22 protein-coding genes are annotated in these 24655 nt (G+C 67.4%); 8 read left to right on the forward strand and 14 right to left on the reverse strand.

What is annotated here, in order from left to right:
• Nucleotides 1–59: 59 nt before the first annotated feature.
• Genes AC07O0_RS06180 through AC07O0_RS06190 form a run of 3 tightly spaced genes read left to right on the forward strand, consistent with a single transcriptional unit; the run spans nucleotide 60 to nucleotide 2910 of the window.
• Entirely contained in the window at nucleotides 60–920 is an 861-nt protein-coding gene (locus AC07O0_RS06180) for an ABC transporter permease (protein ID WP_494621035.1), read from the forward strand.
• Between the two features lie 3 nt (nucleotides 921–923).
• Nucleotides 924–1943 (forward strand): ABC transporter ATP-binding protein, encoded by a 1020-nt coding sequence (locus AC07O0_RS06185; protein ID WP_494621037.1) that lies wholly within the window; start codon nucleotides 924–926, stop codon nucleotides 1941–1943.
• A 7-nt stretch (nucleotides 1944–1950) separates the two neighbouring features.
• Nucleotides 1951–2910 carry an ABC transporter ATP-binding protein gene (locus AC07O0_RS06190; RefSeq protein ID WP_494621039.1) on the forward strand — a complete coding sequence of 320 codons (960 nt, stop codon included), beginning with the start codon at nucleotides 1951–1953 and terminating at the stop codon, nucleotides 2908–2910.
• Between the two features lie 42 nt (nucleotides 2911–2952).
• Here AC07O0_RS06190 and AC07O0_RS06195 read toward each other — a convergent pair whose 3' ends face one another.
• From AC07O0_RS06195 to AC07O0_RS06225, 7 genes are all read right to left on the reverse strand, one after another.
• Nucleotides 2953–3354 (reverse strand): RidA family protein, encoded by a 402-nt coding sequence (locus tag AC07O0_RS06195; RefSeq protein WP_494621041.1) that lies wholly within the window; start codon nucleotides 3352–3354, stop codon nucleotides 2953–2955.
• A gap of 135 nt (nucleotides 3355–3489) precedes the next feature.
• Nucleotides 3490–3918, reverse strand: coding sequence for a lipocalin-like domain-containing protein (locus AC07O0_RS06200; protein ID WP_494621043.1), 429 nt, complete (start codon nucleotides 3916–3918; stop codon nucleotides 3490–3492).
• Nucleotides 3919–3960: 42 nt separating this feature from the next.
• Nucleotides 3961–5079: an NADH:flavin oxidoreductase/NADH oxidase gene (locus AC07O0_RS06205; RefSeq protein WP_494621044.1), complete on the reverse strand. Its 1119-nt coding sequence runs from the start codon at nucleotides 5077–5079 to the stop codon at nucleotides 3961–3963.
• Nucleotides 5079–6575, reverse strand: coding sequence for an aldehyde dehydrogenase family protein (locus AC07O0_RS06210; RefSeq protein ID WP_494621046.1), 1497 nt, complete (start codon nucleotides 6573–6575; stop codon nucleotides 5079–5081). The genes AC07O0_RS06205 and AC07O0_RS06210 overlap by 1 nt, the downstream gene beginning before the upstream one ends.
• An 86-nt stretch (nucleotides 6576–6661) precedes the next feature.
• Nucleotides 6662–7540, reverse strand: a complete 879-nt coding sequence (locus AC07O0_RS06215) for a carbohydrate ABC transporter permease (protein WP_494621048.1) — start codon at nucleotides 7538–7540, stop codon at nucleotides 6662–6664.
• A 10-nt stretch (nucleotides 7541–7550) separates the two neighbouring features.
• The gene (locus tag AC07O0_RS06220; RefSeq protein WP_494621050.1) at nucleotides 7551–8570 is read right to left on the reverse strand and encodes a carbohydrate ABC transporter permease; all 1020 of its coding nucleotides are present in this window, start codon (nucleotides 8568–8570) and stop codon (nucleotides 7551–7553) included.
• Nucleotides 8571–8574: 4 nt separating this feature from the next.
• Entirely contained in the window at nucleotides 8575–9891 is a 1317-nt protein-coding gene (locus AC07O0_RS06225; RefSeq protein ID WP_494621051.1) for an ABC transporter substrate-binding protein, read from the reverse strand.
• 242 nt (nucleotides 9892–10133) lie between these two features.
• Here AC07O0_RS06225 and AC07O0_RS06230 point away from each other — a divergent pair, with 242 nt between their 5' ends.
• Complete coding sequence (locus tag AC07O0_RS06230) at nucleotides 10134–12713, forward strand: N,N-dimethylformamidase beta subunit family domain-containing protein (RefSeq protein WP_494621053.1); 2580 nt, start codon at nucleotides 10134–10136, stop codon at nucleotides 12711–12713.
• A gap of 155 nt (nucleotides 12714–12868) precedes the next feature.
• On the forward strand, nucleotides 12869–13405 hold the full coding sequence (locus AC07O0_RS06235) for an Lrp/AsnC family transcriptional regulator (protein WP_494621054.1): 537 nt from the start codon (nucleotides 12869–12871) through the stop codon (nucleotides 13403–13405).
• Here the strand turns inward: AC07O0_RS06235 and meaB are convergent, their stop codons facing one another.
• The 5 genes from meaB to AC07O0_RS06260 are packed head-to-tail and all read right to left on the reverse strand — an operon-like array spanning nucleotide 13406 to nucleotide 19335.
• Nucleotides 13406–14455 (reverse strand): methylmalonyl Co-A mutase-associated GTPase MeaB, encoded by a 1050-nt coding sequence (meaB, locus tag AC07O0_RS06240; protein ID WP_494621056.1) that lies wholly within the window; start codon nucleotides 14453–14455, stop codon nucleotides 13406–13408.
• On the reverse strand, nucleotides 14452–15651 hold the full coding sequence (locus tag AC07O0_RS06245; protein WP_494621057.1) for a thiolase family protein: 1200 nt from the start codon (nucleotides 15649–15651) through the stop codon (nucleotides 14452–14454). The genes meaB and AC07O0_RS06245 overlap by 4 nt, the downstream gene beginning before the upstream one ends.
• A complete protein-coding gene (locus tag AC07O0_RS06250) occupies nucleotides 15644–17185 on the reverse strand; it encodes a class I adenylate-forming enzyme family protein (RefSeq protein ID WP_494621058.1) in 1542 nt (513 codons plus the stop codon). The genes AC07O0_RS06245 and AC07O0_RS06250 overlap by 8 nt, the downstream gene beginning before the upstream one ends.
• Complete coding sequence (locus AC07O0_RS06255) at nucleotides 17178–17585, reverse strand: cobalamin B12-binding domain-containing protein (RefSeq protein ID WP_126112509.1); 408 nt, start codon at nucleotides 17583–17585, stop codon at nucleotides 17178–17180. The genes AC07O0_RS06250 and AC07O0_RS06255 overlap by 8 nt, the downstream gene beginning before the upstream one ends.
• 4 nt (nucleotides 17586–17589) lie before the next feature.
• The gene (locus tag AC07O0_RS06260; protein ID WP_494621060.1) at nucleotides 17590–19335 is read right to left on the reverse strand and encodes a methylmalonyl-CoA mutase family protein; all 1746 of its coding nucleotides are present in this window, start codon (nucleotides 19333–19335) and stop codon (nucleotides 17590–17592) included.
• A gap of 207 nt (nucleotides 19336–19542) precedes the next feature.
• Here AC07O0_RS06260 and AC07O0_RS06265 point away from each other — a divergent pair, with 207 nt between their 5' ends.
• From AC07O0_RS06265 to AC07O0_RS06275, 3 genes are all read left to right on the forward strand, one after another.
• On the forward strand, nucleotides 19543–20559 hold the full coding sequence (locus tag AC07O0_RS06265; RefSeq protein ID WP_494621062.1) for an SMP-30/gluconolactonase/LRE family protein: 1017 nt from the start codon (nucleotides 19543–19545) through the stop codon (nucleotides 20557–20559).
• Between the two features lie 335 nt (nucleotides 20560–20894).
• Nucleotides 20895–21140 carry a hypothetical protein gene (locus tag AC07O0_RS06270; RefSeq protein WP_494621064.1) on the forward strand — a complete coding sequence of 82 codons (246 nt, stop codon included), beginning with the start codon at nucleotides 20895–20897 and terminating at the stop codon, nucleotides 21138–21140.
• Between the two features lie 131 nt (nucleotides 21141–21271).
• Nucleotides 21272–22765 carry a phospholipase D-like domain-containing protein gene (locus AC07O0_RS06275; protein ID WP_494621066.1) on the forward strand — a complete coding sequence of 498 codons (1494 nt, stop codon included), beginning with the start codon at nucleotides 21272–21274 and terminating at the stop codon, nucleotides 22763–22765.
• On the opposite strand, the gene AC07O0_RS06280 is transcribed toward AC07O0_RS06275, so the two are convergent.
• A complete protein-coding gene (locus tag AC07O0_RS06280) occupies nucleotides 22762–23709 on the reverse strand; it encodes a lysylphosphatidylglycerol synthase transmembrane domain-containing protein (protein WP_494621068.1) in 948 nt (315 codons plus the stop codon). The genes AC07O0_RS06275 and AC07O0_RS06280 overlap by 4 nt on opposite strands.
• Nucleotides 23699–24499, reverse strand: a complete 801-nt coding sequence (locus AC07O0_RS06285; protein ID WP_494621070.1) for an endonuclease/exonuclease/phosphatase family protein — start codon at nucleotides 24497–24499, stop codon at nucleotides 23699–23701. Before AC07O0_RS06285 ends, AC07O0_RS06280 begins: the two co-directional genes overlap by 11 nt.
• Nucleotides 24500–24655: the final 156 nt, after the last annotated feature.

A 24655-nucleotide genomic window follows, 5' to 3' on the forward strand; every position in this document is an offset into this window, starting at 1 on the left:
ATACCAGCCTCATCGACGGCGCATCGGCGCCAGTCTCAGCAGTATCTGCTGCAAAGCCGATGCCGACGCCCGGTCAGATCGCGCTGCGCCGCATGGCCAGGCATCCCGGCTTCTGGTTCGGCGGGATCGTGCTTGGGGTTTTCGTTCTGGCGGCGATCGCCGCACCCCTGCTGACGCCCTATGACCCTGGCACGCAGGACCTGGCACGGCGCCTGGCTGCGCCGGTCTGGAACAGCGCCGGCAGCTGGCAGCATCCGCTCGGCACCGACCATCTCGGCCGCGACTATCTGGCGCTGCTGCTCTATGGCGCCCGCATCTCGCTGTTCGTTGGCTTCGCCACCGTGCTGATCTCCGGCCTGATCGGCACGGTGCTCGGCGTCGCCGCCGGCTATTGGGGCGGGCGGGTCGATCTCTTCGTCAATTTCCTGCTGACCGTCCGCCTGACCCTGCCGGTGGTGCTCGTCGCGCTCGTCGCCGTCGCCGTGCTCGGCCAGTCGCTGCCCTTGCTGGTGCTGGTCATCGGCGGCCTGCTCTGGGACCGGCTGGTGATCGTGACGCGTACCGCGACGCAGCAGCTCGTCGGGCGCGAATTCGTCACCGCCGCCCGCGCCATCGGCAGCTCGACGCCGCGCATCCTGCTGCGCGAGATCCTGCCGAACATCACCAGCGCCCTGATCGTCGTCGGCACGCTCGAACTCGCCCGCGCCATCCTGATGGAGGCGACGCTGACCTTTCTCGGGCTCGGCATCCAGCCGCCGCTGACCTCCTGGGGCTTGATGATCTCGGAAGCGAAGAGCCAGTTCCTGTTCCGGCCCTGGCTGATCGCCATTCCCGGCACGGCGCTGATCCTGCTGATCCTGGCGATCAACATCCTTGGCGATGCACTGCGCGATGTCCTCTCGCCCGAGGGGAGGGCCTGAGCCATGGCGCCGCTGCTCGAAATCCGTGGTCTCAGCCTGGACATCCCCGTCAATGACGGGCTCTTGCGCCCGATCCGCAGCGTTGATCTCACGGTCGAGCGCGGCGAGACTGTCGCCATCGTCGGCGAATCCGGCTGCGGCAAGAGCCTGACCTCGCTGGCCGTGATGGGGCTGCAGCCGCAGAACGCGCGGCTCTCGGCCGAGCGCCTGGCCTTCCAGGGCGAGTCCCTGCTCGGCCTCGACCGGCGGCGCTGGCAGGCGATCCGCGGCAAGCGCATCGCCATGATCTTCCAGGACCCGATGACGGCCTTCGATCCCTGCTATCGCATGGGCGACCAGATGGCCGAGATTCTGCGCCAGCATCGCCCGGTCTCGCGGGCGCAGGCGCGCGAGCGCATCGTCGCCCTGCTGCGAAGGGTCGGCGTGCCGGCGCCGGAAGACCGGCTCGATCAGTTCCCGCACCAGCTCTCGGGCGGGCTGCGCCAGCGCATGATGATCGCGACCGCCTTGCTGTGCGAGCCCGAGCTGATCATCGCCGACGAGCCGACGACCGCGCTCGACGTCACCATCCAGGCCCAGATCCTGCGGCTTCTCGCCGAGGTGCAGAAGGAGACTGGCATCGGGCTTATCCTGGTTACGCACGATATCGGCGTCGTCGCCGGCCTCGCCGACCGGGTGGTGGTGATGTATGACGGCGAGGTCGTCGAGAGCGGCACCACCGACGAGGTGCTCGGCAGCCCGCGCCATCCCTACACCGCTGGGCTGATGCGCTCGATCCCGGTGCCGGGGCGCACCCGCCGCGGCCAGCCGCTCGGCTATATCCCCGGCCTCGTTCCGCGCCCGATCGCGCCGCTGACGGCCTGCGGTTTCCTCGATCGCTGCGAGTTCCACCACGAGGCCTGCGCGGCAGCGCCGGTCTCGCTCCGTAACGCCGCCGGCGGACGCCAGTTGCGCTGCCTGCTGCCGATCGAGGCGCCGCACCAGCCGGCCGCGCCGCTCGCCGCCGCTACGGCCATCGCATGAGGACAAGATGAGCCTGCTCGAAATCACAGGCGCGACGCGCAATTATCAGGTCAGCGCCGGCCTGCGCCGTGGGCGGGTGCTGCAGGCCGTGCGCGGCATCGACCTTGCGGTCGAGGAGGGCGAGATCCTCGCCATCGTCGGCGAGTCCGGCTGCGGCAAGAGCACGCTGGCGCGGCTCCTGCTCGGCATCGAGGAGCCGAGCTCGGGCAGCATCACGGTCGGCGGCAAGCCGATCGGCGCCTATGGAAGGGTCGAGCGCGCCAAGCTGATCCAGCCGATCTTCCAGGACCCGTATTCCTCGCTCAACCCGCGCATGACGGTGGCGGGCGCGATCGCCGCGCCGCTCGAAGTCCGCGGCGTCGGCAATGGCCGCTCGCGTCTCGCGGCCGTGCACGAGATCATGGATGCGGTCGGGCTGGCGCGCTATCTTGCCGGCGCCTATCCGAGCCAGCTCTCGGGCGGGCAGCGCCAGCGCGTCGCCATCGCGCGCGCCTTGATCGGCGAGCCCAAGATCCTGATCTGCGACGAACCGACCTCGGCACTCGACGTCTCCGTGCAGTCGCAGATCCTCAACCTGCTGGCCCGTCTGCATCGCAGCTTCCGGCTGACCATCGTGCTGATCAGCCACAACCTCGCCGTCGTCGGCCATCTCGCCGACCGGGTCGCGGTGATGTATCTCGGCAAGGTCGTCGAGGCCGGGCCGACCGAGGCGGTCTTCGCCGAGCCGCGCCATCCCTATACGCGCGAATTGATGCAGGCGATCCTGCCGCCGGAGCCCGGCCGCGGCCTGCCGGAGCTGCATCTCAAGGGCGAGTTCCCGAGCCCGCTCGCCCCGCCGGCCGGCTGCGCCTTCCATCCGCGCTGCGTCCGGGCCGGTGATGTCTGCCGCGAGGCCGTGCCAGAGCTCGCCGGGCGCGAGCGCCTCGTCGCCTGCCATTATCCCCTGCGCGAGCCCGTCCATGCCTGATGGCGGAGCAGCCCTTCGGCCGCTCCGCTACCGATTGTTAGGTCAATCCCGCTTGGCTGCGGTGAGATCGGCTTCGATCAACCACTCCGATAGAGCGAGGCCGGCGACGACGACTGCGGTCGTGGCCGGCGGATTGCCCTTGAAATAGCGGTTGCGGATATTGGCGTAGGTGATGATGTCGGCCGGCTTCAGGCAGTAGGCGGTGATCTTCACGACATCGGCAAAGCCCATGCCGGCCGAGGCGAGGATCGCTTCGAAATTCGCCATCAACTGCTCGACCTGCTCCTCCAGCGTCGCCGGCAGCGTGCCGTCGCGGCGCACGCCGACCTGGCCGGCGACATAGAGCTGGCGGCTGTTGGTCGGGACCTCGACGCCATGGGCGTAGAGGTTCTGCGTCGGCGGCGCGACGGCGTCGGGGTTATGACGAAGGTTGGCTGAGGTCATCGCTCGTCTCCTGTCGTTTCACGAAAAGCCGATGCATGCGCCGCCGCTCACGCGCAGCCGCGATCGATCGCCCTGGCGGGGCATCGGATCCGCCAGGGCGTCGCTCAGTGAGTTGTCGGTGCGCTCAGCGCGGGATCAGCGCACGCGATCCCAGATCAGCGTCGAGATCGTCAGCCTTCCGTCCCAGGGGCTGTGAGAGGGGCCGGCGATGATGGTCAGGGTGTCGCCTTCGAGCTTGAAGCGACGGACCTGATCGGTGCCGGACCAGGCCTCGTTCCACGAGATCTCGACATGATGTGTCACCGTCTCGCCGTCGACCGAGTAATGGCCGGCATAGGCGGTCAGGGCCTTGAACAAAGCGAGCGCCTCCTCGTCTGTCGGGCCGAGGCCCTTGGGCGGTGCCCGTTCTTCCGGTGCATTGATGATCGAGAAGCGGCGATCGGCGGTGTAGGTCAGCAATCCCTGCGGCTTGTCGCCTCGTGGATAAAGCACCTCGCCGGTTTCCGGCATTTCCTGCCTGTGCGATTTCAGCCGCCAGGTCGAGATCAGGCCTTCAGGGATCATGTCGGTCTCCGCAACAGGATGAATGTGAGATGGCGGCCGGAATCAGCCGGCGGCATGGGCTCGTGGGCGCAAGGTCGCGCCCTTCCAGAGCGAGGGATCAGCGCCGCGATATTGCTGGGGATAGGCGAGCTCGGCGCCGAGCGCCTCGGCCGCATGCCAGACCCAGCGCGGATCATCGAGGAAGCCGCGCGCCAGCGCGACCATGTCGACCTGCCCTGACGCGACCGCGTCCTCCGCCATGCGTGGATCGACGATCAGCCCGACGGCCTGGGTGACCATCCCGGTCGCCTGGCGCAAGGCTGCGGCGAGCGGCAGCAGGTAGCCCGGCCAGGAGATGATCTTCTGCTCGCCGGAGAGGCTGCCGCGCGACAGGCAGACATAGTCGAAGCCGATCGCCTTGAGCTCGCGCGCATAGGCGATCGTCTCGACAAGCGAAGCCGCATCGGTCGCATCCTCGGCATCGAGCCTGGCGCCCAGCGCCTTCCGCGCCGGCCAGGCTTCGCGTAGCCGCCGCGCGATCGCGAGCGGGAAGCGCATGCGATTATCGAGCGAGCCGCCATAGCCGTCCTGCCGCCGGTTGCTCTGCGCCGACAGGAAGGAGTGCAGGAGATAGCCATGGGCGCAGTGATATTCGACGACGTCGAAGCCGATGCGGTCGGCCCGCCCGGCCGCATCGACGAAGGCCGCGGCGATGCGCTCCATGCCGACTTCATCCAGCGCCTCCGGCACGGCGCGCCTGCCGTCATAGGGCAGGGCGCTCGGGCCGACGATCGGCCAGCCGCCTTCTTCGGGCTTAAGGCCGTGCCCGCCATCCCAGGGCATGTGGCAGGAGCCCTTGCGCCCGGCATGGCCGAGCTGGATGCCGAGCGGCATGCCGCCGCCGGCATAGCGCAGCATCGTCACCACCCGGGCGAGCGCGGCCTCCTGCACGTCGGAATAAAGCGCGAGGCAGAGCGGCGAGATCCGCCCGGCCGGCTCGACCGCGGTGGCCTCCAGCAGGAGGAGGCCGGCCCGCGACATGGCGAATTGCCCGAGATGGGCCATGTGCCAGTCGGAAGCCGCGCCATCGGGCGCGCTGTACTGGCACATCGGCGAGATGACCACGCGGTTGGGGAATGTGACCCCGGACAGCGTGATCGGCGAGAACAGCCTGCTGGTCATCAGGCGGTCCGCAGCCAGACCGACTTCACGTTGAGATAGTCGTTGAACTGCTGCACGCCGGATTCGCGGCCATAGCCGCTGCGCTTGTAGCCGCCGAAGGGCATCGCCGGATCCATCATCTGGTAGCAGTTGATCCAGACCGAGCCGGCGCGGATCGCCTTGGCGAGATAGTGCGCCTTGCGCACGTCATTGGTCCAGACGCCGCTGCCGAGCCCGTACATGGTGTTGTTGGCGCGCCGCGCGACTTCTTCCAGGTCGCTGAAGGGCAGGCTCGACACCACTGGCCCGAAGATCTCCTCCTGTGCGATCCGCATCTCGTCGCGCACGCCGGCGAAGACCGTCGGCGGGATGAAGTAGCCGCTGGCGAGCTCGTCCTCGGTCAGCCTGCGCCCGCCGGAAAGGAGCTTCGCGCCCTCCTGCTGGCCGATGTCGAGATAGCTGGAGACGCGGCTGAGCTGCTGCTCGGAGACCAGCGGCCCGATCTGCACCTCGGGATCCAGGCTGTTGCCGACCTTCAGCGTCCGGCTGAAAGCGGCGACGCGCTCCATGAACTCGTCATAGATCTTGTCCTCGACGAAGAGGCGGGTGCCGGCGCTGCAGACCTGGCCGGAATTGCCGAAGCAGCCCATGGCGGCGCCCGGCACGGCGAGGTCGAGATCGACATCGGCGAAGACGATGTCTGGCGACTTGCCGCCGAGTTCGAGCGTCACCCGCTTGAGATTGCCGACCGAGGCCTGGACGATCTTCTGCCCGGTCTCGAAGGAGCCGGTGAAGGCGATCTTGTCGACATCGGGATGGCCGGCGAGCGCCGCGCCCGCTGTCTCGCCGAAGCCGGTGACGATGTTGACGACGCCATCGGGCAGGCCGGCTTCGAGCAGGAGCTCGCCCATGCGCAGGGCCGAGAGCGGCGATTCCTCGGCCGGCTTCAGCACGGCGGTGCAGCCTGTGGCGAGGACCGGGCCGATCTTCCAGATCCAGGAGACGAGCGGGCCGTTCCACGGCGTGATCGCGCCGACGACGCCGACCGGTTCCTTCAGCGTATAGGTGACGAACTCGCCGGGCATGGAGTTGTCGACGGTCTCGCCATGCAGCGCCGTCGCCATGCCGGCATAATAGCGCAGCAGGCCGAGCAGGCGCCGCCGCGAGGCGCGCGTGCGGCTGATCGGAGCGCCCATGTCGAGCGTGTCGATCAGCGAGAGCTCGTCGAAATGCTTGTCGACGAGATCGGCGAGCTTGAGGATGACCTGCTGGCGGTCATAGGGCTTGAACTTGCGCCAGGGCCCGTCGAAGGCGCGCCGCGCCGCTGCGACCGCGGCATCGATGTCCTGCCGATCGCCTTCGGCGACGCGGGCCAGCACCTGGCCGGTCGACGGGTCGATCGTCTCGAAGGTCTTGCCGGAGGCGGCGTCGACCCAGCGCCCGTCGATCAGCAGTTTCTTCGGGCCGCCTTCGAGGAAGGCGAGGTGCATGTCGGGCTTTCTTGGCACGATCGTCATCGGATCTGTCCTTTCGCGGATGCGCGGTTTTGAAAGGCCCGCCGGCGCGTTCTGATTGCGCACGCGGCGGGCAGTCCTGGGGAAGATCAGCCCTTCACCGACCCGGCGGTGAGCCCCTGGACCATGTAGCGTTGGAAGACGAGGGCGAGGATCACCGCCGGAATGGCCGAGAGAAAGCCCGAGGCAGCGATCACCGAGTAGTCGATATTGGCCTGGCCCAGCATGCCGGCGACGGTCGGCGGCAGGGTCGTGGTGCCTGGTTTCGAGTTCAGCACCTGCGCCACCAGGAACTCGTTCCAGCACAGGACGAAGGTGAAGGCGCCGGCGGCGACGAGCCCGGGCCCCGAGATCGGCAGGATCACCTTCACGAAGGCTTGCATCCGAGAGCAGCCATCGACCAGCGCACTCTCCTCGAGCTCACGCGGGATCGTCTCGAAATAGGATTTCAGGATCCAGATCGTGAAGGGGAAGGTGAAGGAGCAATAGGCGAGCACGAGCCCGCTCAGCGTGTTCTGCAGGCCGAGCTGGCGCATGATCAGGAACAGCGCCGGCATCAGCACCACGACCGGCAGCATGCGGGTGAACAGGATGGCGTAGAGCGTGATCTTCATCACCGGGTGCTGGAAGCGGGCATAGGCGTAGCCGGCACCGCTCCCCAGCACGATGTTGAGCGCGGTGACGATCAGCGTGACGACGACGCTGTTGCCGAGCGAAGGCAGGATCTGCGCCGACTGGTGCTGGGCGTGGAATTCGACGAGGCCGAAGATCTTGGCGTAGTTGGTGAAGCTCGGATTGGGCGGGAAGAGGGGCATTGGTCGTGCCAGCAGATCGCGCTGCTCGCTGATGCTGCTGATGAACAGCCAGAGGAACGGCCCGATCAGCCAGAGCGCGACCAGCGCGACGAGGCCGTAGAGGCCGAGTGTCGGCCAGAGCTTGCTGTGGTTGCGCGCGATGACGGTCGGCATGGCGCGCCTCCTACTCGCTCTGGAACTTCGAGAGGACGAGGCGGTGGTAGACCACCGTCAGCACGACGCAGATCAGCGTCAGCGTGAACAGGATCGCCGTGCCCGGGCCGAACTTGAAGAAGCTGAAGGCGGTGCGGTAGCCGAGCCAGGTCACCGTGGTGGTGTCGTTGCCGGGGCCGCCCGAGGTCATCACATAGATGAGGTCGAGCATCAGGAAGCCGTTGACGGTCGCGAGCACCAGGACGAGGAACATCATCGGCCGCAGCGAAGGCAGGGTGATGTGCCAGAGCTTGCGCCAGAAGCCGGCGCCGTCGACCGAGGCCGCGTGGTAGAGGTCCTGCGGGATCGATTGCAGCCCGGCCAGGAACAGGATCGTCGCGAAGGGCGCCTGGTTCCAGACATAGACGACGATCAGCACGTTGAGCGCCGTGAAGCCGTCGCTGAAGAATGACAAATAGTGGTCGATCAGGCCGAGCCGGTAGAGGATGCCGTTGATCGCGCCGAAATCGGCGTCGAGCATGCCGAGCCAGAGGATGCCGACCGCGATGCGCGACATCGACCACGGCACCAGCAGCATCGCCCGCATCAGCCCGCGCCCGGCGAAATGGGCGTTGAGCACCAGCGCCATGGCGAGGCCGATCACCACCGCCTCGATCACGAAGAGCGCGACGAAATAGACGGTGCGCAGCAGCGCCCGCCAGTAGAGCGGGTCGGACAGGACCTTGCTGTAATTGGCGAGCCCGGTGAAGCGGTAGAGCGGCAGCCGCATGCCGAAGATCGTGATCGCCGTGCCGCCCGGCCGCAGCAGGTCGACCTCGGCGAAGCTCAGCCAGATCGAATAGACCAGCGGCAGGAAGACGATCAGCAGGATCACCAGCAGCGCCGGCGAGACCAGCGCCGCCGCGAACCAGCCCTCGGACTGCACAGCCTGCCGGTCCTTGCGCGCGAACCAGCGGGTTCGGCCTGAGCCGGAGGCCGCAGCCTCCGGCTGGAGCGTAAGATCGGGCCGGCCGGTGTCGAGCGTGGTCATCCGCTCAGGCCAGCGACTTGTGCAGGGCCACGAGCGCCTTGATCGTCTCGGCGACCGACAGGTTCTTGCGGATCATGTCGTGCAGGATCGTCACCGAGCGGGCGTCGTATTCCGGGTACCACTGCTCCTTGAAGGCGCCGCTGACCTTGCCCTTGTCGTATTGGGCCCGCAGCGTCGGCAGGTCGACCCAGTTGGCATAGGAGGCGACGACGGCCGGCTCCTTGTAGAGATCGGGGTAGACGTTATCGAGGCCCGAGCCGATCGCCCATTGCTGCTGCACATACCAATCCTTGTGCAGATTGCCGCCGACGAACTGCATCAGCTTCCAGGCGCTCTCGATCGACTTGGTGTTGGCGTTGAGCACATAGGAGTCGGTCCACATGTAGGTGCTGCCGACCTTGCCCGGATAAGGCGTCATCTTCGCCTTCTTCGGCGCGAGCAGGGATTCCTTGGTGTCGCTGGCGATCGTCTGCAGATAGTTCGAGATGTTGCTGTGATAGGCGTAGCGCCCGGTGAACATCATCCGGTGCACGTCGGTCGAGGACGGCTTGGTGAAGATCTCGGGCGTGACCAGGCCGAGCGCATAGACCTTCTTCCAGCGCTCCAGCACCTGGGCCACTGCCGGGTCCTGGTCGATCACCAGTCTGTTCTTGGCGTCGAAGACGGTGGCGCCCTCGGCGAAGCAATCGGTCAGGAACTGCGGCGTCGTGCCGGTGATCGTCGGGTTCCAGTTCGGCAGATACGGGTACTCGGCGATCTTGTCCTTCTTCAGCTTGACGCATTGCTCGATCAGCTCGTCGAAGCTCGCCGCCGGCTTGTCGAAGCCGCCCTGCTGCAGCATCGGCTCGTTGTGCATCAGGATGTAGAGATTGACGAAGTAGGGCAGCGCGATGAGCTTGCCCTCTTTGCTCAACAGGCTCTCGAGATTGGCCGGCATCATCGCCCGCTTCAGCTCGTCCGCCTCCGGCAGATCGTCGAGCGCGCGGATCAGCCCCGTCTGCGCCCAGCGCTCCCGGAAGGTGTGGAAGCAGTACATCACGTCGACGATGTCGCCGGCGAAGGCGCGTGATTCCAGCGTCTGGTGGAATTGCGGCCAGGGCAGCGTCGAATAGGCGACCTGCTCGCCATAGGTCTTGTTGTAGAAGTCGACATAGCCCTGGACCATGTCCGGCCGGAAGGTCCAGCCGACGAAGTTGATCGGCGCTGCCGCCTGTGCGGCGCCGAAGCGGCCGGCTCCCGCCAAGGTCGCTGCTGAGGCGGCGCCTGCTCCCACGATGAGCTGCCGCCGGTTGATCGAACCCGTCCTGCTGAGCGTCTCCATGTCGTCCTCCCCGGACCGGCGTTGATCGCCGTTACCGCGACATTAGCGACGTGATTGTGCTCATTCAACAGAAATATCGTTCTTATATTGCGCTTTATGCAAAATTATGAAACCAGTTAGGCGTTTTCGGCGAGCAAGCCTCCGCGCCATGGCGGATTCGGTCAGCTCGGGCATGCGCCGAGCGCGCTGGTGGAGCCCGGGAGGGCCGGGCAGATTGCCGCCACGGGGAGTGAAGGCCTGCGATGTACGAGATCGATCCCTCGCGCCTGGATCTGGCACATGAGTTCCGGCGCCGTCCGCTCGGCCATCACAGCCCCGAACTCCAGGCGGTGCTCGACCGGATGCGCAGCGCCCCGATCGAGGGCAAGCACTGCCTGATCGTCGAGACCCCCAAGGCGCGCTGGCTGCTGGCGCGGATGACCGGCAATCCCCTGCGGCCCGTGCCGGTGCCCGGCGTTGTCTTCACCGATCTCGCCGAAGCCGAATGGACCGTGTTCAAGCTGCGCTGGCATGCGATGACCGGCCACGATCTCGCCACCGCTTTGGGTGAGCTCGCCATCCCGGAGCCGCCGGCCGGTGGGCCGCCGGTCGTCGGGCCCGATCCGGCCAGGGCCATCCTCGCCTATGCCGACCGCATCAGCGCCGCGCCGGGAGACCGCATCGACTTCAAGGTGAGCACACCGGGGATCGCCGGCTATCGCGCCGATATCGTTCGTCTGCGTGCGCCGCAGACCGGCCGAGGCGGGGAGGGCTATCGCGAGACGGAGATCGCGTCGCCCGCCAGCGGCGACTATCCGGGCGGCGAGCAGGCGCTGCGGCTCGGCTCCTATGTCGAGTTGCCCGCATTGCCCGTGGCGCTGGAGAGCTTCAGCTTGCAGGTCCTGGCCTGGCCTACCTTGATCGGGAAGCAGCCGCGGGCGCTGCTCGGTGCCTGGTCGCAGCGCTCGAAGCGCGGTTTCGGGCTTTATCTCGATGAAGGTGGCGCACTGGCGTTGCGGCTCGGCGATGGCAGTGAGGTCGTCAATGTCTCGACCGGTGTCCCCGTGGCCGAGCGGCGCTGGCATCTGCTCTCGGCGAGCTTCGATGCCGCTTCGCGCCGGATCGAGCTATCGCAGCGTCCGCTGGAGGATCACAGCGTCCACACCGGCCGGGCGGCCTCTGTTGCGCGCGATGTCGCAATCCTGCCGGCTGCGCCGAATGCGCCGCTGATGATCGCCGCCTGGCCCGATGCGAGCGCTGACGGCCTGGCGCCCGGCGCCCATTACAACGGCAAGCTGGAGGCGCCGCGCCTGTTCGCGACGGCGCTTTCGCGAGAACAGCTCGACCAGCCGATTGCGGCCGAAGAGGCCGGCGAAGCGCTGCTCGCCGCTTGGGATTTCTCGCAGGAGATCGGCTCCGACCGGATCATCGATCGCGGGCCGCACCAGTTGCACGGCAGGACGGTCAACCTGCCGACCCGTGCGGTGACCGGGCATAACTGGGACGCTGCCGAGATGGATTGGAAGCGGACGCCGCAGCAATATGGCGCGATCCATTTCCATGACGACGACATCGACGATGCCCGCTGGCAGACGAGCTTTATCTTCACCGTTCCGGAGGATTTGCCGAGCGGCATCTATGCCGCGCGCCTGCGCGGCGATGGCGCCGAGACCTATGTCCCGTTCTTCGTCCGCCCGCCGCGCGGAAAACGCACCGCCAAGGTCGCCTATCTCGCGCCGACCGCGACCTACACGATCTACGCCAACAACAAGGCCCGCTTCCTCGCCTCGGGCACCGAGATGCTGCGCGGGCACCTGCTCGATTTCGACGTCACCGACATGCAGCTGCTGCACTACCCGATCGGGCTGTCGACCTATTGTGTGCACAATGACGGCAGCGGCGTCTGCTACGGCACGCGCCTGCGCCCGATGACGAATGTCCGGCCGAAGGGGCGGCTCTGGAACTTCTCCAGCGACCTCTTCGTCGTCGACTGGCTGGAGGCGATCGGCTGCGACTATGACGTCGTCACCGATGACGATCTGCATCGCGAGGGCGCGGGCCTGCTCGACGGCTACCGGGCTGTGCTAACCGGTTCGCATCCCGAATATGTCTCGCTCGAGATGATGAATGCGCTGGAAGGCCATCTGAAGGGCGGCGGCCGCCTGATGTATCTCGGCGGCAACGGCTTCTACTGGCGCGTCGCCTATCACCCGCATTCGGACGGGATCATCGAGGTGCGCCGGGCCGAGGACGGCACCCGCGCCTGGCATGCGGCGCCGGGCGAATATTATATGAGCTTCACCGGCGAATATGGCGGGCTCTGGAGCCGCCAGGGCCGCTCGCCGAACACGCTGGCCGGTGTCGGCTTCATCGCCCAGGGCTTCGACGCCTCCTCCTATTACCGCCGCCGGCCCGAGAGCCGGGATCCGCGCGCCGCCTTCATCTTCGCCGGCATTGAGGACGAGATCCTCGGCGATTTCGGGCATCTCGGGGGCGGCGCTGCGGGCGATGAGATCGATGCTTGCGATGTCAGCGCCGGTTCGCCGCCGCATACGCTGGTCCTGGCTTCTTCCGAGAACCACACCAACGCCTTCCACATGGCCAATGATGCGGTGCTCGTTCCGAACGGGGCGACCAACGCCTTGCAGAGCGCCCGCATCCGGGCAGACATGGTGTTCTTCGAATGCCCGTCGGGCGGCGCGGTGTTCTCGACCGGCTCGATCGCCTATGTCGGCAGCCTCGCGCACAACGGCTACGACAACAATATCTCGTGCTTGACCCGCAATGTTCTGGAGCGCTTCCTCGATCCGGCTCCGTTCGCCATGCCCGGCAAGGGCGGATGACGAGATTGCGCAATTCCGCCTGAGACCGGCGCAATCCCGGCGTTTCCGTGGCTTGCGGCAGTCAGTTCTGCTCTTTTCGGCGGCGCAGCAATTGCGGCTCGCCCGGCCGCCTCCTATGGTTTTGCGATTCGAAGGCGCAATTGCAGGAGAAGCGGGTGGCGGCTCTGGACGAAATCGACGTCGGCATCATCAATCTCCTGCACAAGGATGCCCGCGCTCCCGCCAAGTCCATCGCCGAAGCGCTCGAAATCCCTGAGTCGACCATCCGCAACCGCATGGCGCGGCTGGTCGAGTCCGGCGTGATCGAGTTCGTCGCCCTCTCCAACCCGCTGCAGCTCGGCCACTCCGTCTGGGTGATGATGGAGATCGAGGTCGAGACGCGCCGGATCCGGCAGGCCGCGCGCGAATTGTCTGCGATCCCGGAGATGTATTTCGTCTACATCACCACCGGCGGCTTCGACATCTTCGCGGGCGCAACCTTCTCCGACAACACCGAGCTCGTCGACTTCGTCACCAACCGGCTGTCACAGGTCGAAGGCATCGTGCGCGTCAACACCCGCACCATCCTCGAAGTCCACAAGCGGGCCTTCAAGTTCATGCCGAAGCCCTCGGTGATGCGCCCGAGCAAGGCCCCCCGCGAGCAGGCGGTGAAGGCCGAACCGGCGCCGAAGAAGAGCGGCAAGGCGCGTTGATCAGCGCAAGCTGCGCCTGACCAGCTCCGCCACCGCCTCGGCCGGGCTCGTATCGCTGGCGAGGACGCGCTCGATGCTGCCGGCGAGAGCCTCCGCGGCCTGCCCGGTGCCTCGCAGATAGGGCTCGATCAGCGCTGAGCCGAGGGTTCTCAGCATCTGCGCCCGAATACGGCTGCGCCGACGCAGCGCTAGCCGCCCGCTCTCGCCGCACCAGCCGAAGAAGGCATCGATCGCTTGCGCGAGCTCGGCGATGCCGTCGCCGCTGCGGGCGCTGACGAGCTGGACGGGTGGGCGCCAGAGCGTGCCGTCACGCGCCGGGTCACCGTGCCGGCGCAACACGGCGAGGCGGCCGGGCGAGGAGGAGGGCTGCGCCGTTACCAAGGCAGGGGCGGTCTCGTTGACGCCGGGCGTGCCGGCATAGGCGACGCCGATCGCGCCGTTGATCTCTGCGACGGTCGCCTTGGCACCGGGCAGATCGCCCTTGTTGACGGCGTAGACGTCGCCGACCTCCATCAGCCCGGCCTTGGCCGCCTGGATATCGTCGCCGAGGCCCGGCACGAAGACGACCAGCGTGCAGTCGGCGGCATCAGCCACGGCGATATCGGCCTGGCCGGCGCCGACCGTCTCGATCACGACGCGATCGAATCCGGCCTCGTCAAGCAGCGCGACGATATCGCAGACGGCCGCGCTGAGGCCGCCGCCTTCGCCGCGCGCCGAGATGCTGCGCAGATAGACGCCGGGCAAATCGGAGCTGCGGTCCATGCGGACGCGATCGCCGAGCACGGCGCCGCCGGAGAACGGGCTGGACGGATCGACCGCGAGGACAGCGACGCGCTCGCCAGTGCCGGCCCAATAGGCGGTCAGCGCGTCGACCAGCGTCGACTTGCCGGCGCCCGGCGGACCGGTGACGCCGATCACTCTGGCCTTCGCCGGAGCCCGGTAGGCGCCCGAGAGGATCTCCTCATAGCCGGTAGCGCGATCCTCGACCGTGCTGATCGCGCGCGACAGCCGGCGGATCGTCCGGCCGTCGAGCGCTCCTGCGCCGCTCATGCACCGACCTCGAGCAGCAGGGCATCGCCCTGGCCGTAGCCGCCGCAGATCGCGGCCGCGCCGCGCCCGCCGCCGCGCCGCGTCAGCCCGTTGACCAGCGTCATGGCGAGCCGCGCGCCGCTCGCACCGAGCGGGTGGCCGAGTGCCACGGCGCCGCCATGGAGGTTCGTCCGGGCTCGGAGCTTTTCAGCCGTGCCGACATCGCCATCGGCGAGGCGCAAAGTGCTGACCAGCGGCGTCGCGGCGAAGGCCTCGTTGATCTCGATCAGGTCGAGGTCTGCGGCGGTGTGTTCGGCCTTGGCGAGCAGGCGGGAGATGCTGATCGCCGGCGTATACGAGCCCGAGGTCGGCCCGTCCGCGACCTGGCCGTAATGCGTGATCTCGGCCAGGATCGGCAGCCCGCACGCCTCGGCGAGCCGGCGCGAGACCAAGAGCAGGAAGGCGGCACCGTCGTTGAGGCCGGGCGCGTTGCCGGCGGTGATCGTCTCGCTGTCATAGACCGTCCGCAACGTTGCGAGCTTTTCGCGCGACGTATCGCGGCGGGGAGACTCATCCGAGGCGATGCGCTCGTTGCCGCTCTTGCCGGGCAGGTCGAGCGGCACCCGCTCGGCCTCGAAATAGCCTGCCGCTTCCGCCGCAAAATAGCGCTCATGGCTGCCGGCTGCCCAGTCGTCCTGCGCGGCGCGGTCGATGCCGTGCCCGATCGCCTCGCGCGAGGTATAGGCCGCGATCGCGGCGTTGACCGTCGGCGAGCGCAGCAGCAGCGGGTCCTCGGCAGTGACCGGCCCGAGTGGCTTATCGCGCCGCCGCGGCCAGAGCAGCGGCGTCTGGCTGAGATTGTCGACGCCGCCGCAGATCACCGCATCGGCGAAGCCGAGGCGGATGTCGCGCCAGCCGAGGCCGATCGCGCTCATGCCCGAGCAGCAGGCGCGGTCGATGGCGAGCGAGGGCGTCTCCTGCCGCAAGCGCGACAAAAGGACCGCTTGCCGCGCCGGGGTGAAGGCGGCCGAGGCGATCATGCCGACGCCCATATAGAGCGCCTCGACCGCGGCGGGCTCGAGCTCGGTCCGGTCGAGCACCGCATCGATCGCGATGGCGGCGAGGCGCGGCGCGAAGACCTCGGCGAGAGCACCGCCGAAGCGGCCGAACGGAGTGCGTGCGAAGGCGGTGACGATGACGTCGTTGCCGTCAGACATGATCGGCCTCCCGCTGCGGTTCGGCGAGGCGCTGGCGCAGCAGCTTCTTGTCGACCTTGCCGTTCGGGTTCTTCGGCAGGGCGTCCTCGATCAGGATGCGCTTGGGCGCCTTGAAGCCGAGAATGGCGCGGCAGCCAGCGCGGACCTCCTCCGCCGAAAGCGCGGCACCCTGCACCGGCGCGACGAAGGCGATCGCGACCTCGCCCCATTCGGGATCGGGCAGGCCGAGCACCGCCGCCTCGGCGACGTCAGCGAGGCTGGTCAGCACCGCCTCGACCTCCTGCGGGTAGATGTTGAAGCCGCCGCTGATCAGCATGTCCTTGCTGCGCCCGGTCAGCGTGACCAGCCCGTCCTCGCTGATCCGGCAGAGATCGCCCGACCAGAGCCAGCCGTCGCGCAATACCTTCGCTGTTTCCTCCGGCATGCCCCAATAGCCGCGCATGACATGGTCGGCGCGCACGGTCAGCTCGCCGATCTCGCCGGCGGGAACCGGGCTGCCGTCGGGCGCACGGGCGACGATCTCGACGAAGCTGTAGGGCCGGCCGATGCAGCCGATCCGCGCTGCGCCATTGGCGTCGAAATGGTCTTCCGGCGGCAGGAAGACGCAGGTCATCATCGCTTCGGTCAGCCCATAGTTCTGGGTCAGGATCGGGCCGAAACGGAGGAGGGCCTTCTCCAGCGTATTGCGTGGGATCGGCTCGGCGCCATAGCCGATGAAGCGCAGCGAGGAGGTGTCGATCCGGCCGATGCGCGGATGGTTGACGATGCGCGTCAGCACCGTCGGCACGCAGGTGAAGGCGGTGACGCCCAAAGCCGGGATCGCATCGAGCAGGGTATCGACGCCGGAGATGAGCACGCTGGTCGCGCCGCGCAGGAACCAGGGCGCGAAATAGGTGCCGCTGGCATGGGTGAGCGGGCCGATATGGGCGACGACGTCGTCGCGGCGCATGTCGCGGTCGAGCAGCATGTTGCGGGTCACCGCCAGCCAGTGGTGATGTTCCAGCATGACGCCCTTCGGCCGTCCCGAACTGCCGGAGGTGTAGTTGATCGAGGCAAGATCGTCCGGCGCCGGGTTGCGGTCGGTCGCTGCAGCCGCGGGCTGGAGCAGCTGGGCGAAGTCCGGGCCGCCGCTGGCCGGGCCGCCATCGACCGGACAGAACCAGAGCGCTTTGCCGGCAGGCAGCAGGGCGGCGGTTTCCGCATCGTGGAACACGGCCGCCGCGCCGCAATCGGCGAGGATGGCTGCAGCCTCGACGCCGGTCAGCCGAGCGTTGAGCGGCACGCGCACCAGCCCGGCGCGCTCGATCGCGCTCTGCAGCATCAGATACTCCGGCCGGTTGGCCATGAAGAGCCCGACACGAGCGCCGGCGGGCAGGCGCTGCGCGAGATTGCCGGCGAGGGTGGCGGCGATCTCGTCGAATTCGCGGAAGGACCAGCGTCGTTCGCCGGCGATCAGTGCGATGCGCCCGGCAAAGCGCTGCGCCGCCCGGCGCATCAGCTCGGGAAGGGTCGGCGGTGCGAAAGGCTCAGTCATGGACGGTCTCGGCCATCAGATAGTCGACGATCTCGGCGATCGCTGTGCCCGACAGGAAGACGCGCGAGACGCCCGCCTTGCTGAGCTCGGGGATGTCTTCCTGCGGGATGATGCCGCCCGCCATGATGCGGATGTCCTCCGCCCCGTTTTCGTCGAGCAGGCGGCGCAGGCGTGGCAACAAGGTCAGGTGGGCGCCGGAGAGGATGCTGATCCCGATCCAGTCGACATCTTCCTCGACGGCGGCACGCGCGACCTGTTCGGGCGTGCGGCGCAGCCCTGTGTAGATCACCTCCATGCCGGCTTCGAGGAGGCCGCGAGCGACGACTCGGGCGCCGACATCGTGGCCGTCCAGGCCGACCTTCGCCATCAGGACGCGGATCTTGCGGTTCGACAGCGTCATCGGCTCAGAATTCGGTCGAGGGGGAGAAATGGCCGAAGATGTCGCGCCAGATCTCGACGATCTCGCCCACCGTGGCATAGGCCCGCACCGCTTCGAGCACCGAAGGCGTGACATTGGCGCCGGATGCAGTCGCCTCGCGCACCGCCGCCAGCGCAGCACTGACGCGGGCTTCGTCGCGCTCGGCGCGCACGCGTTGCAGGCGTGCCACCTGATCGATCGCGGCGCCCGGATCGATGCGGAAGGCGGTGTTGGCGACATCGGGCTTCTGTGGCCGCTGGTTGACCGTGACCCAGGGCCGCTGGCCGCTGTCGATCGCCTTCTGCCGGCGCACCGCACCCTCGGTCATCAGGCGCCGGCCGATGCCGTCGCGGATGACGGCGAGGGCGCCGCCTTTCTCCTCGATCATGCCGAGCGCATCGAGGATCTGGCGCTCGACGCCATGGGTCAGGCTCTCGACATAATAGGAGCCGCCGAGCGGATCGACCGTGTCGGCGAAGCCGTGCTCGCTGGCGATCACCTGCTGGGTCCGCAGCGCGACCTTGAGCGACTGCTCGCCGGGCGTCGAGACCGCCTCGTCATAGGAGGCGATGTAAACGTAAGACGCGCCGCCCAGCACATAGGCGAGGGTACCGAAGGCGATGCGCGAGATGTTGTTGAGCGGCTCCTGCAGCGCCTCCTGGCCATGGCCGTAGACGGTCAGGCGCAGGGCCATCGCGGCAGGCAGAGTCGCACAGTAGCGCTCGCGCATGCGCCGCGCCCAGATCCGCCGCAGCGCGCGCAGGTTGGCGATGCTGACGAAGAAGTCGTGGCGCTCGTCGGCGAACATGTGCAGAAGCGGCGCGACCTCGTCGATCGAATGGCCGCGCGCCAGGAGATCGTCGAGATAGTAATGGGCGTTGGCGAGGGCGATCGCTGTGCCCAGGCTCGAACCGGCGCCGCCGGCATTGATGTGGTTGACGCAGACGGTCATCGGCGACCAGTTCGGCGCATTGTCGATGCACCACTCGACCGCGTCGCAGGCGAGCTTGGCCGCCGGTTCCGCCGGCAGGATCTGGGTGCCGCGGGCGATGTATTCCTTGAGCGGGTCGTTCTGCAGATTGACGACGTAATTCGCCCAGGGAATGCCCTGCTTCTCGCCGAGCGCCGCGAACAGCGCCAGGACGATCGGGCCGATCGAATTGCCGAGCGTGCCGACGCGCTTGATGCTGTCGAGCGGGATGCCGTCGAAGAGCTGCTCCATATCGGCGAGCGAGCTGACGGCGACGCCGACCTGGCCGACCTCGGCGGTGGCCATGGCATGGTCTGAATCGTAGCCGCACTGGGTCGGCAGGTCCAAGGCGACGAGGATCTGCTCGGCGCCCCAGTCGATCAGGGTGCGGAAGCGCTGGTTGCAGCGCTGCGCCTCGCCGAAGCCGGAATAGGCGGAGACGACGAAGGGCTCGCCCCGGTTCATCGCGCCGCGATCGCCACGGGTGAAGGGGAACTCGCCGGGGAAGCCGAGATCGGCGCCGTAGTCGAAGCCGATCGCGCCGAGGTCCGCCGGCGTGTAGAGCGGCTTCACCTCGAGGCCGCAATCGGTGACGAAGGCGCGCTGCCGTTCGGCCCGAGCCGCATCCGGTGCGAAGGTCTCGCGCCGCCAGCGCGCTTCCTCGGCGATCAGCTCGGTCGCCGCGCTGCTGTGCCGCTCGGCCGGCTCAGGCAGCTCCTCTTCGTCCAGATCGTGTCGGCGGCTGGCCAGCATTCTCGTCATGATGTTCTCCCGCAAGGCGTCGTCGCCTGCGCCGTCGCGCCGCGAGCGAACCTCCCCGGTTTCTCCCTGTGAAAGCTGCTCATTGCGCTAACAATGGCATTCACTATTGCTGTATCAGCGATTTTAATATCATAGTAAAGCAGAAAGCGCGACAAAGAGCGTGTAGGATTGTTGGAAGCGCAACGGCGCGACGGGAGGATGGACGCCATGGGCATTTCGCGACGGCATCTGCTGGCCGGTTCCGGCGCAATCGCAGCGAATGGGTGGGTCGAGGCGGCCAAGGCCGACTGGCAGCCGAGCCCGCGTTATCCCGATCCGGCGGTGCAGGCGCTCGATCCGAGCTTTGCCAAATACACGGTGTTTTTCGCCGCGGTGGAGCGCATCGCCACCGGTAACACCCGCTACACCGAAGGCCCGGTCTGGTTCGGCGACGGGCGCTATCTGCTCTGGACCGACATCCCCAACAACCGCATCCTGAAATGGGAGGAGGAGACCGGGGCGGTCAGCATCTTCCGGCGCCCGGCGAACTACGCCAACGGCCTGACGCGGGACCGGCAGGGGCGACTGATCGCCGCCGAGCATGGCCGGCGCGTCACCCGCACCGAGCATGACGGCAAGATCACCGTGCTGATCGACAGCTATGACGGCAAGAAGCTGAACTCGCCCAATGATGTCGTCGTCGCCTCGGACGGCGCGATCTGGTTCACCGATCCGCCCTTCGGCATCTCGGGCAACTATTCCGGCGACAAGGCGACGCCTGAGCTGCCGAACAATGTTTACCGGGTCGATCCCACAGGCAAGGCGAGCGTCGTGGCTAGCGACGTTACCGCGCCCAACGGGCTCTGCTTCTCGCCGGGCGAGAAGAAGCTCTACGTGGTCGATTCCTTCTCGAAACCGGTCAGCATCCGCGCCTACGACGTCGTCGATGGCGGCACGCGCCTCGCCAACGGCTCGGTCTTCTTTTCCTGCGGGGAGGGCGAGGCGCCCGACGGCATCCGCTGCGATATCGACGGCAATCTCTGGTGCGCCTATGGCGCCGTGAAGGAAGGCATCGACGGGGTGCTGGTGCTCTCGCCCGAGGGCAAGCGCATCGGCAGGGTCGCCCTGCCGGAGCGGGCGGCGAACCTCTGCTTCGGCGGCCCCAAGCGCAACCGGCTGTTCATGGTCACCGGCCGCGGCGTCTATTCGCTCTATGTCAACACACAGGGTGTTCCCGGAGGCTGAGGAGAAGTCTCCCCGCCGCGACGTCTCATGGGGACGGGGCAAGCGCCTCCGTCGCGGGAAAGCCGCGGCGGCGTTCGCGCCGACATCTCCTCGTGAATCGATGTTCGCCTGCGCGAACCCTGGGCCTCATTGCTCCACAGGCGTCACTTCGTCTGGGAATGTCCGGTTTCAGACAGGATGCCAGGTTCCGCCGTTGGCGCTCAGCGACAGCTCACGTCTCCGAGCACCGGCCGGCTCTGGGGCGGATACCGAGCAGTCTCGTATAAGCGACTCGTATTCCAGTGGTTTGGTCGCTAGCGTAGCGAGTGTGAGTTGCGTAGCGATGAGGTGGTGTCATGCCCAACGCCGACGCCGTGGTGATCTCGTCTTATGAGCAGCGGAAGGCTGCTGTGCTGCGAGCCGCGCAGCTGATCTCATCCTCGAGAGGCTCCGATGGTGAGTGGGAATTCGAGATGCTGACCGAGGCTATCGCGGACTTCGATATCCGCCAGGAAGCTCTCGGCTACATCGAGATCCCGCCGGCTTTCATGCAGTTCCTGTCCGGTGGGCATCAGGGCCGGGTTTCAGGCAGCCGGCGCTGAGACGAACAGGGCTGTTCGGTAGGCGGCGCGCTGGAGCGTGATGCTGCGCGCTTCACTGACGCGGGCCGATCGTCCCCGGTCGCTCGAAAATGCGGAACAATGCCCCGCCGCGGAACGTTGCGCGCTCCGTGATGAGCTTGTCCTCGCGCTTGAACGCATTCTGGAAAGAGGGCCGGTCGCGGCATCCAGCGACCCCTCGATCCCCGGCTTCGGTGTTCTGCCCCGGCCGCAACTGCCTCGATGTCGTGCAGGCCGAGCGTGCAGCCGTCCTCGTCGACGGCTGCGACTATTTCCGTCACCTCGAAAGCAGCCTTCGCCAGGCGAGGCAGTCGATCATCATCATCGGTTGGGACTTCGACGGCCGCATCCGCCTGCGCCCGCAAGCCAGCGAGGAGGAATCGCCGCCGCTCGGCCCGCTGCTGCGCGCGCTGGTCGAGGCGAAGCCGGAGCTTTCCGTCCATATCCTGATCTGGAGCATCTCGGTGCTGCACGGGCCGAGCGCTATCGCGCCCGCGCTGTTCGGCAGCGATTGGCAGCATCACCCGCGCATTCAGCTCAAATTCGATATGCACCACCCGTTCTATGGTTCGCACCACCAGAAGATCGTTTGTGTCGATGGTGCGGTCGCCTTTGTCGGCGGCATGGACCTCACTGTCCGGCGCTGGGATACGCCAGAGCATCTGGCCGAGGACGCGCGCCGAGTCGACTGCGATGGCGAACCCTACCCACCCGTCCACGATGTTCAGATGGTCTTCGATGGTCGTGCTGCGGCCACGATATGCACGATGGCGAGCGAGCGCTGGCACAGCGCGACCGGAGAGCTCCTTAGCTTCCCGGCGGGCGAGTGCGACCGATCCGGCGGTGCACCATGGCCCGATGATCTGCTGCCGGACTTCCGCGATGCGGCCATCGCGATAGCGCGGACCGAGCCGGCCTATGCCGGGCGCTGCGAGATTCACGAGTCATCGACGCAGGCGCTCGACATGATCGCTGCCGCAGAGCACTCGATCTACATCGAAGCGCAGTACCTGACCGCAAGGACCATCGGCGCGGGGCTGTCGCGGCGGCTCAAGGCGTCCAACGGGCCGGACATCGTCATCGTGATGACGCAGGAATCCCGCGGACTGCTCGAACGCCTCGCCATGTCGGAGAACCGTGATCGGCTGCTCCGCCGCCTCGCCCGGGCGGATCGTTTCGGCAGGCTTCGCGTCTGTTATCCGGTGGTCCCCAGCGGAAGCGGCAAGGCCGAAGTGCTGGTTCACGCCAAGCTCATCATCGTGGACGACCGGATGGTCCGGGTCGGCTCCTCGAACCTGAACAACCGCTCGATCGGCCTCGACACCGAATGCGATGTCGCGATCGAGGCTGGCAGCCCGGACGATCGCAGAGCCATTGCCGGGATCCGCAACCGGCTCCTGGCCGAGCATCTGGGTTGTTCGGTCGGCGATATCGATGCCGCGATCACAGCCGCCGGACTGGCGGTCGCAATCGATCGGCTCAATCATCGACCTCGCGGGCTAAGGCCGTTCGATGTGGACAGATCCGGCGGTCCGTTCCGCTCGCTTCCGGGAACGCGCTTTCTGGATCCCGTGCGGATCTTCCGCCTGCCCTGGCCGTTCCGCTAGCCTCTCCGCTCGGACAGCAGGGAGAACGCCAGGAGCGCCGCGCCGGGGAGCAGCGGCACGAGAAAGTAGACGGCACGGAAGATGATCAAGCCGGCGACCACGCCGGCGCCTGGCAATATCGTCGCAACGACCGCCTCGATGACGCCCAGGCCGCCGGGGGTGTGAGCGATCAGCGAAGCGATGTTGGCCAGCACATAGCTCGCGGCGACATCGGGGTAGGAAACCGCCCCCACGCTCGACAGCGCCTGGTGCAAGCAGGCGGCGACCAGTGCGAAGTTCAGGGGGCCGATGACGAATTGCGCCGCGGCCAGGCGCGGGCTCGGCAACTCGATCTCCCAGGAGCCTATGCGCCATCGGCCGCTGATGAAGATGCAGAGGACGAGATAGGCCACCAGCGCGATGATCAGGCCGACGGCCATGGCGACGACGGCGCTGACCGGCAGCCCGGTCAATTTAACCGCGAGATCCGAACGCAGCAGGAGTGCCAGGGCCGCGAGCGTGCCGAGGCCGATGCCGACGGTCGCCCCGCAGAACAGGATCACCTTGGCGACCTCTCCGACGGTAAGGCCCGATCGCGCGTAGAAATGATAGCGGATCGCGCCGCTGCTCAGCGCCGCCAGGCCGATATTGTGGCCGAGCGAGAGGCTGGTGAACGAGGTCAAGGCCGCCCGCCGGTAGGGCAGTGGCTTGCCGGCATATCGCAAGGCCAGGAAATCGAACAAGGTCAGGCAGGCATAGCTGCACAGGGCGAAGCCCAGCGCCGCCACCACCCGGGCCGGAGCTGCCGAGCGCAGCAGCTCGCTCAGCTCCGCATAGCTGTGGCCGCGCAAGGTCCTGTAGAGTAGGTAAGCCGCGAGCGAGATCGCTGCCAGCGCCAGGGTTGCTCTGAGGATGGCCGGCCAGCCTCGGCTGGACCGATCCTGCCCGGTAGCTTCAATGGCCATGGGCATCGACAAGACTGATCTTGCCCTCCTCGGCCGGGATGCGCAGCTGCGCAATCAGCGGCAGGTGATCCGATGCGACTCTGGTCAATGGCGACCGCACGGCCTCGGCGCTGGCGACCTCGATATCCTCGGAGACGAAGATGTGGTCGATGCGCAGTAGCGGGCGTCGCGACGGGAAGGTGGGGGCAGGGCTCCCCGGCGCCCCTGCAAGATGAGCATCGCGCAGCCGAGCCGCGAAGCTGCGATAGACCGAGCTGCCTGGCAGGGAGTTCAGGTCGCCGACGACCGCGTAAGGCGGACGGCACCGTTCGAGCCAGTCACCGCCGAGCAGTGCAATCGCTTGTGCTCTTCTCTCCCGGCGCCTCAGCCCGAAATGCGTGTTGATCACCTGCAGGCGAATGCCGTCGATCACCGCCTCGACCCAGATGGCGCCGCGCGGTTCCGATGGCCAGGGTTTGTGCAGGCGAGGCAGGAACCCGACCTTGACGAGGCGTGACGGGCACCGCGTCAGCACCGCGTCGCCATATTGCTCCTCCGCAATGCGCAAGGCCGGATGGAAATGGCTGGCGAAGCCGAGCTTCTGCGCGATGAGGCCGGCCTGATCGACGCCGCCGCTGCGCAGCCTGCCGACATCGATCTCCTGCAACGCGACGATGTCGGCGCCACAATCGGCGATCACATCCGCGATGCGATCCGGCGACAGGCGTCGATCGGTGCCGAGGCAGCGGCGGACATTGTAGGTCGCAAGGGTTACGGGCACCTGGGCCGGCGGCTGAGCGGAGCGGGTCATCTGCAGTAAATGCCGGAGCGCGACCGAAGTTCACCTTCGACGAGGGCAGGCGGCGTCATCTCCTGCTGCGGATGCCTGGCCGAGAGCGTAGACCCGGAGCAGCATCATGACGTCGAAGACGACGCGCCTGCTATGGTCGAGCCGGCCGGCGACGAG

It is taken from the genome of Allobosea sp. GW821-FHT10B12 (assembly GCF_059415545.1).

What these genes read in the sequence shown, in the direction of transcription:
- AC07O0_RS06180 (WP_494621035.1), top strand. Translation starts at nt 60, where the DNA reads ATGCCGACGCCCGGTCAGATCGCGCTGCGCCGCATGGCCAGGCATCCC.
- AC07O0_RS06185 (WP_494621037.1), top strand. Translation starts at nt 924, where the DNA reads ATGGCGCCGCTGCTCGAAATCCGTGGTCTCAGCCTGGACATCCCCGTC.
- AC07O0_RS06190 (WP_494621039.1), top strand. Translation starts at nt 1,951, where the DNA reads ATGAGCCTGCTCGAAATCACAGGCGCGACGCGCAATTATCAGGTCAGC.
- AC07O0_RS06195 (WP_494621041.1), bottom strand. Translation starts at nt 3,354, where the DNA reads ATGACCTCAGCCAACCTTCGTCATAACCCCGACGCCGTCGCGCCGCCG.
- AC07O0_RS06200 (WP_494621043.1), bottom strand. Translation starts at nt 3,918, where the DNA reads ATGATCCCTGAAGGCCTGATCTCGACCTGGCGGCTGAAATCGCACAGG.
- AC07O0_RS06205 (WP_494621044.1), bottom strand. Translation starts at nt 5,079, where the DNA reads ATGACCAGCAGGCTGTTCTCGCCGATCACGCTGTCCGGGGTCACATTC.
- AC07O0_RS06210 (WP_494621046.1), bottom strand. Translation starts at nt 6,575, where the DNA reads ATGACGATCGTGCCAAGAAAGCCCGACATGCACCTCGCCTTCCTCGAA.
- AC07O0_RS06215 (WP_494621048.1), bottom strand. Translation starts at nt 7,540, where the DNA reads ATGCCGACCGTCATCGCGCGCAACCACAGCAAGCTCTGGCCGACACTC.
- AC07O0_RS06220 (WP_494621050.1), bottom strand. Translation starts at nt 8,570, where the DNA reads ATGACCACGCTCGACACCGGCCGGCCCGATCTTACGCTCCAGCCGGAG.
- AC07O0_RS06225 (WP_494621051.1), bottom strand. Translation starts at nt 9,891, where the DNA reads ATGGAGACGCTCAGCAGGACGGGTTCGATCAACCGGCGGCAGCTCATC.
- AC07O0_RS06230 (WP_494621053.1), top strand. Translation starts at nt 10,134, where the DNA reads ATGTACGAGATCGATCCCTCGCGCCTGGATCTGGCACATGAGTTCCGG.
- meaB (WP_494621056.1), bottom strand. Translation starts at nt 14,455, where the DNA reads ATGAGCGGCGCAGGAGCGCTCGACGGCCGGACGATCCGCCGGCTGTCG.
- AC07O0_RS06245 (WP_494621057.1), bottom strand. Translation starts at nt 15,651, where the DNA reads ATGTCTGACGGCAACGACGTCATCGTCACCGCCTTCGCACGCACTCCG.
- AC07O0_RS06250 (WP_494621058.1), bottom strand. Translation starts at nt 17,185, where the DNA reads ATGACTGAGCCTTTCGCACCGCCGACCCTTCCCGAGCTGATGCGCCGG.
- AC07O0_RS06255 (WP_126112509.1), bottom strand. Translation starts at nt 17,585, where the DNA reads ATGACGCTGTCGAACCGCAAGATCCGCGTCCTGATGGCGAAGGTCGGC.
- AC07O0_RS06260 (WP_494621060.1), bottom strand. Translation starts at nt 19,335, where the DNA reads ATGACGAGAATGCTGGCCAGCCGCCGACACGATCTGGACGAAGAGGAG.
- AC07O0_RS06265 (WP_494621062.1), top strand. Translation starts at nt 19,543, where the DNA reads ATGGGCATTTCGCGACGGCATCTGCTGGCCGGTTCCGGCGCAATCGCA.
- AC07O0_RS06270 (WP_494621064.1), top strand. Translation starts at nt 20,895, where the DNA reads ATGCCCAACGCCGACGCCGTGGTGATCTCGTCTTATGAGCAGCGGAAG.
- AC07O0_RS06275 (WP_494621066.1), top strand. Translation starts at nt 21,272, where the DNA reads ATGAGCTTGTCCTCGCGCTTGAACGCATTCTGGAAAGAGGGCCGGTCG.
- AC07O0_RS06280 (WP_494621068.1), bottom strand. Translation starts at nt 23,709, where the DNA reads ATGGCCATTGAAGCTACCGGGCAGGATCGGTCCAGCCGAGGCTGGCCG.
- AC07O0_RS06285 (WP_494621070.1), bottom strand. Translation starts at nt 24,499, where the DNA reads ATGACCCGCTCCGCTCAGCCGCCGGCCCAGGTGCCCGTAACCCTTGCG.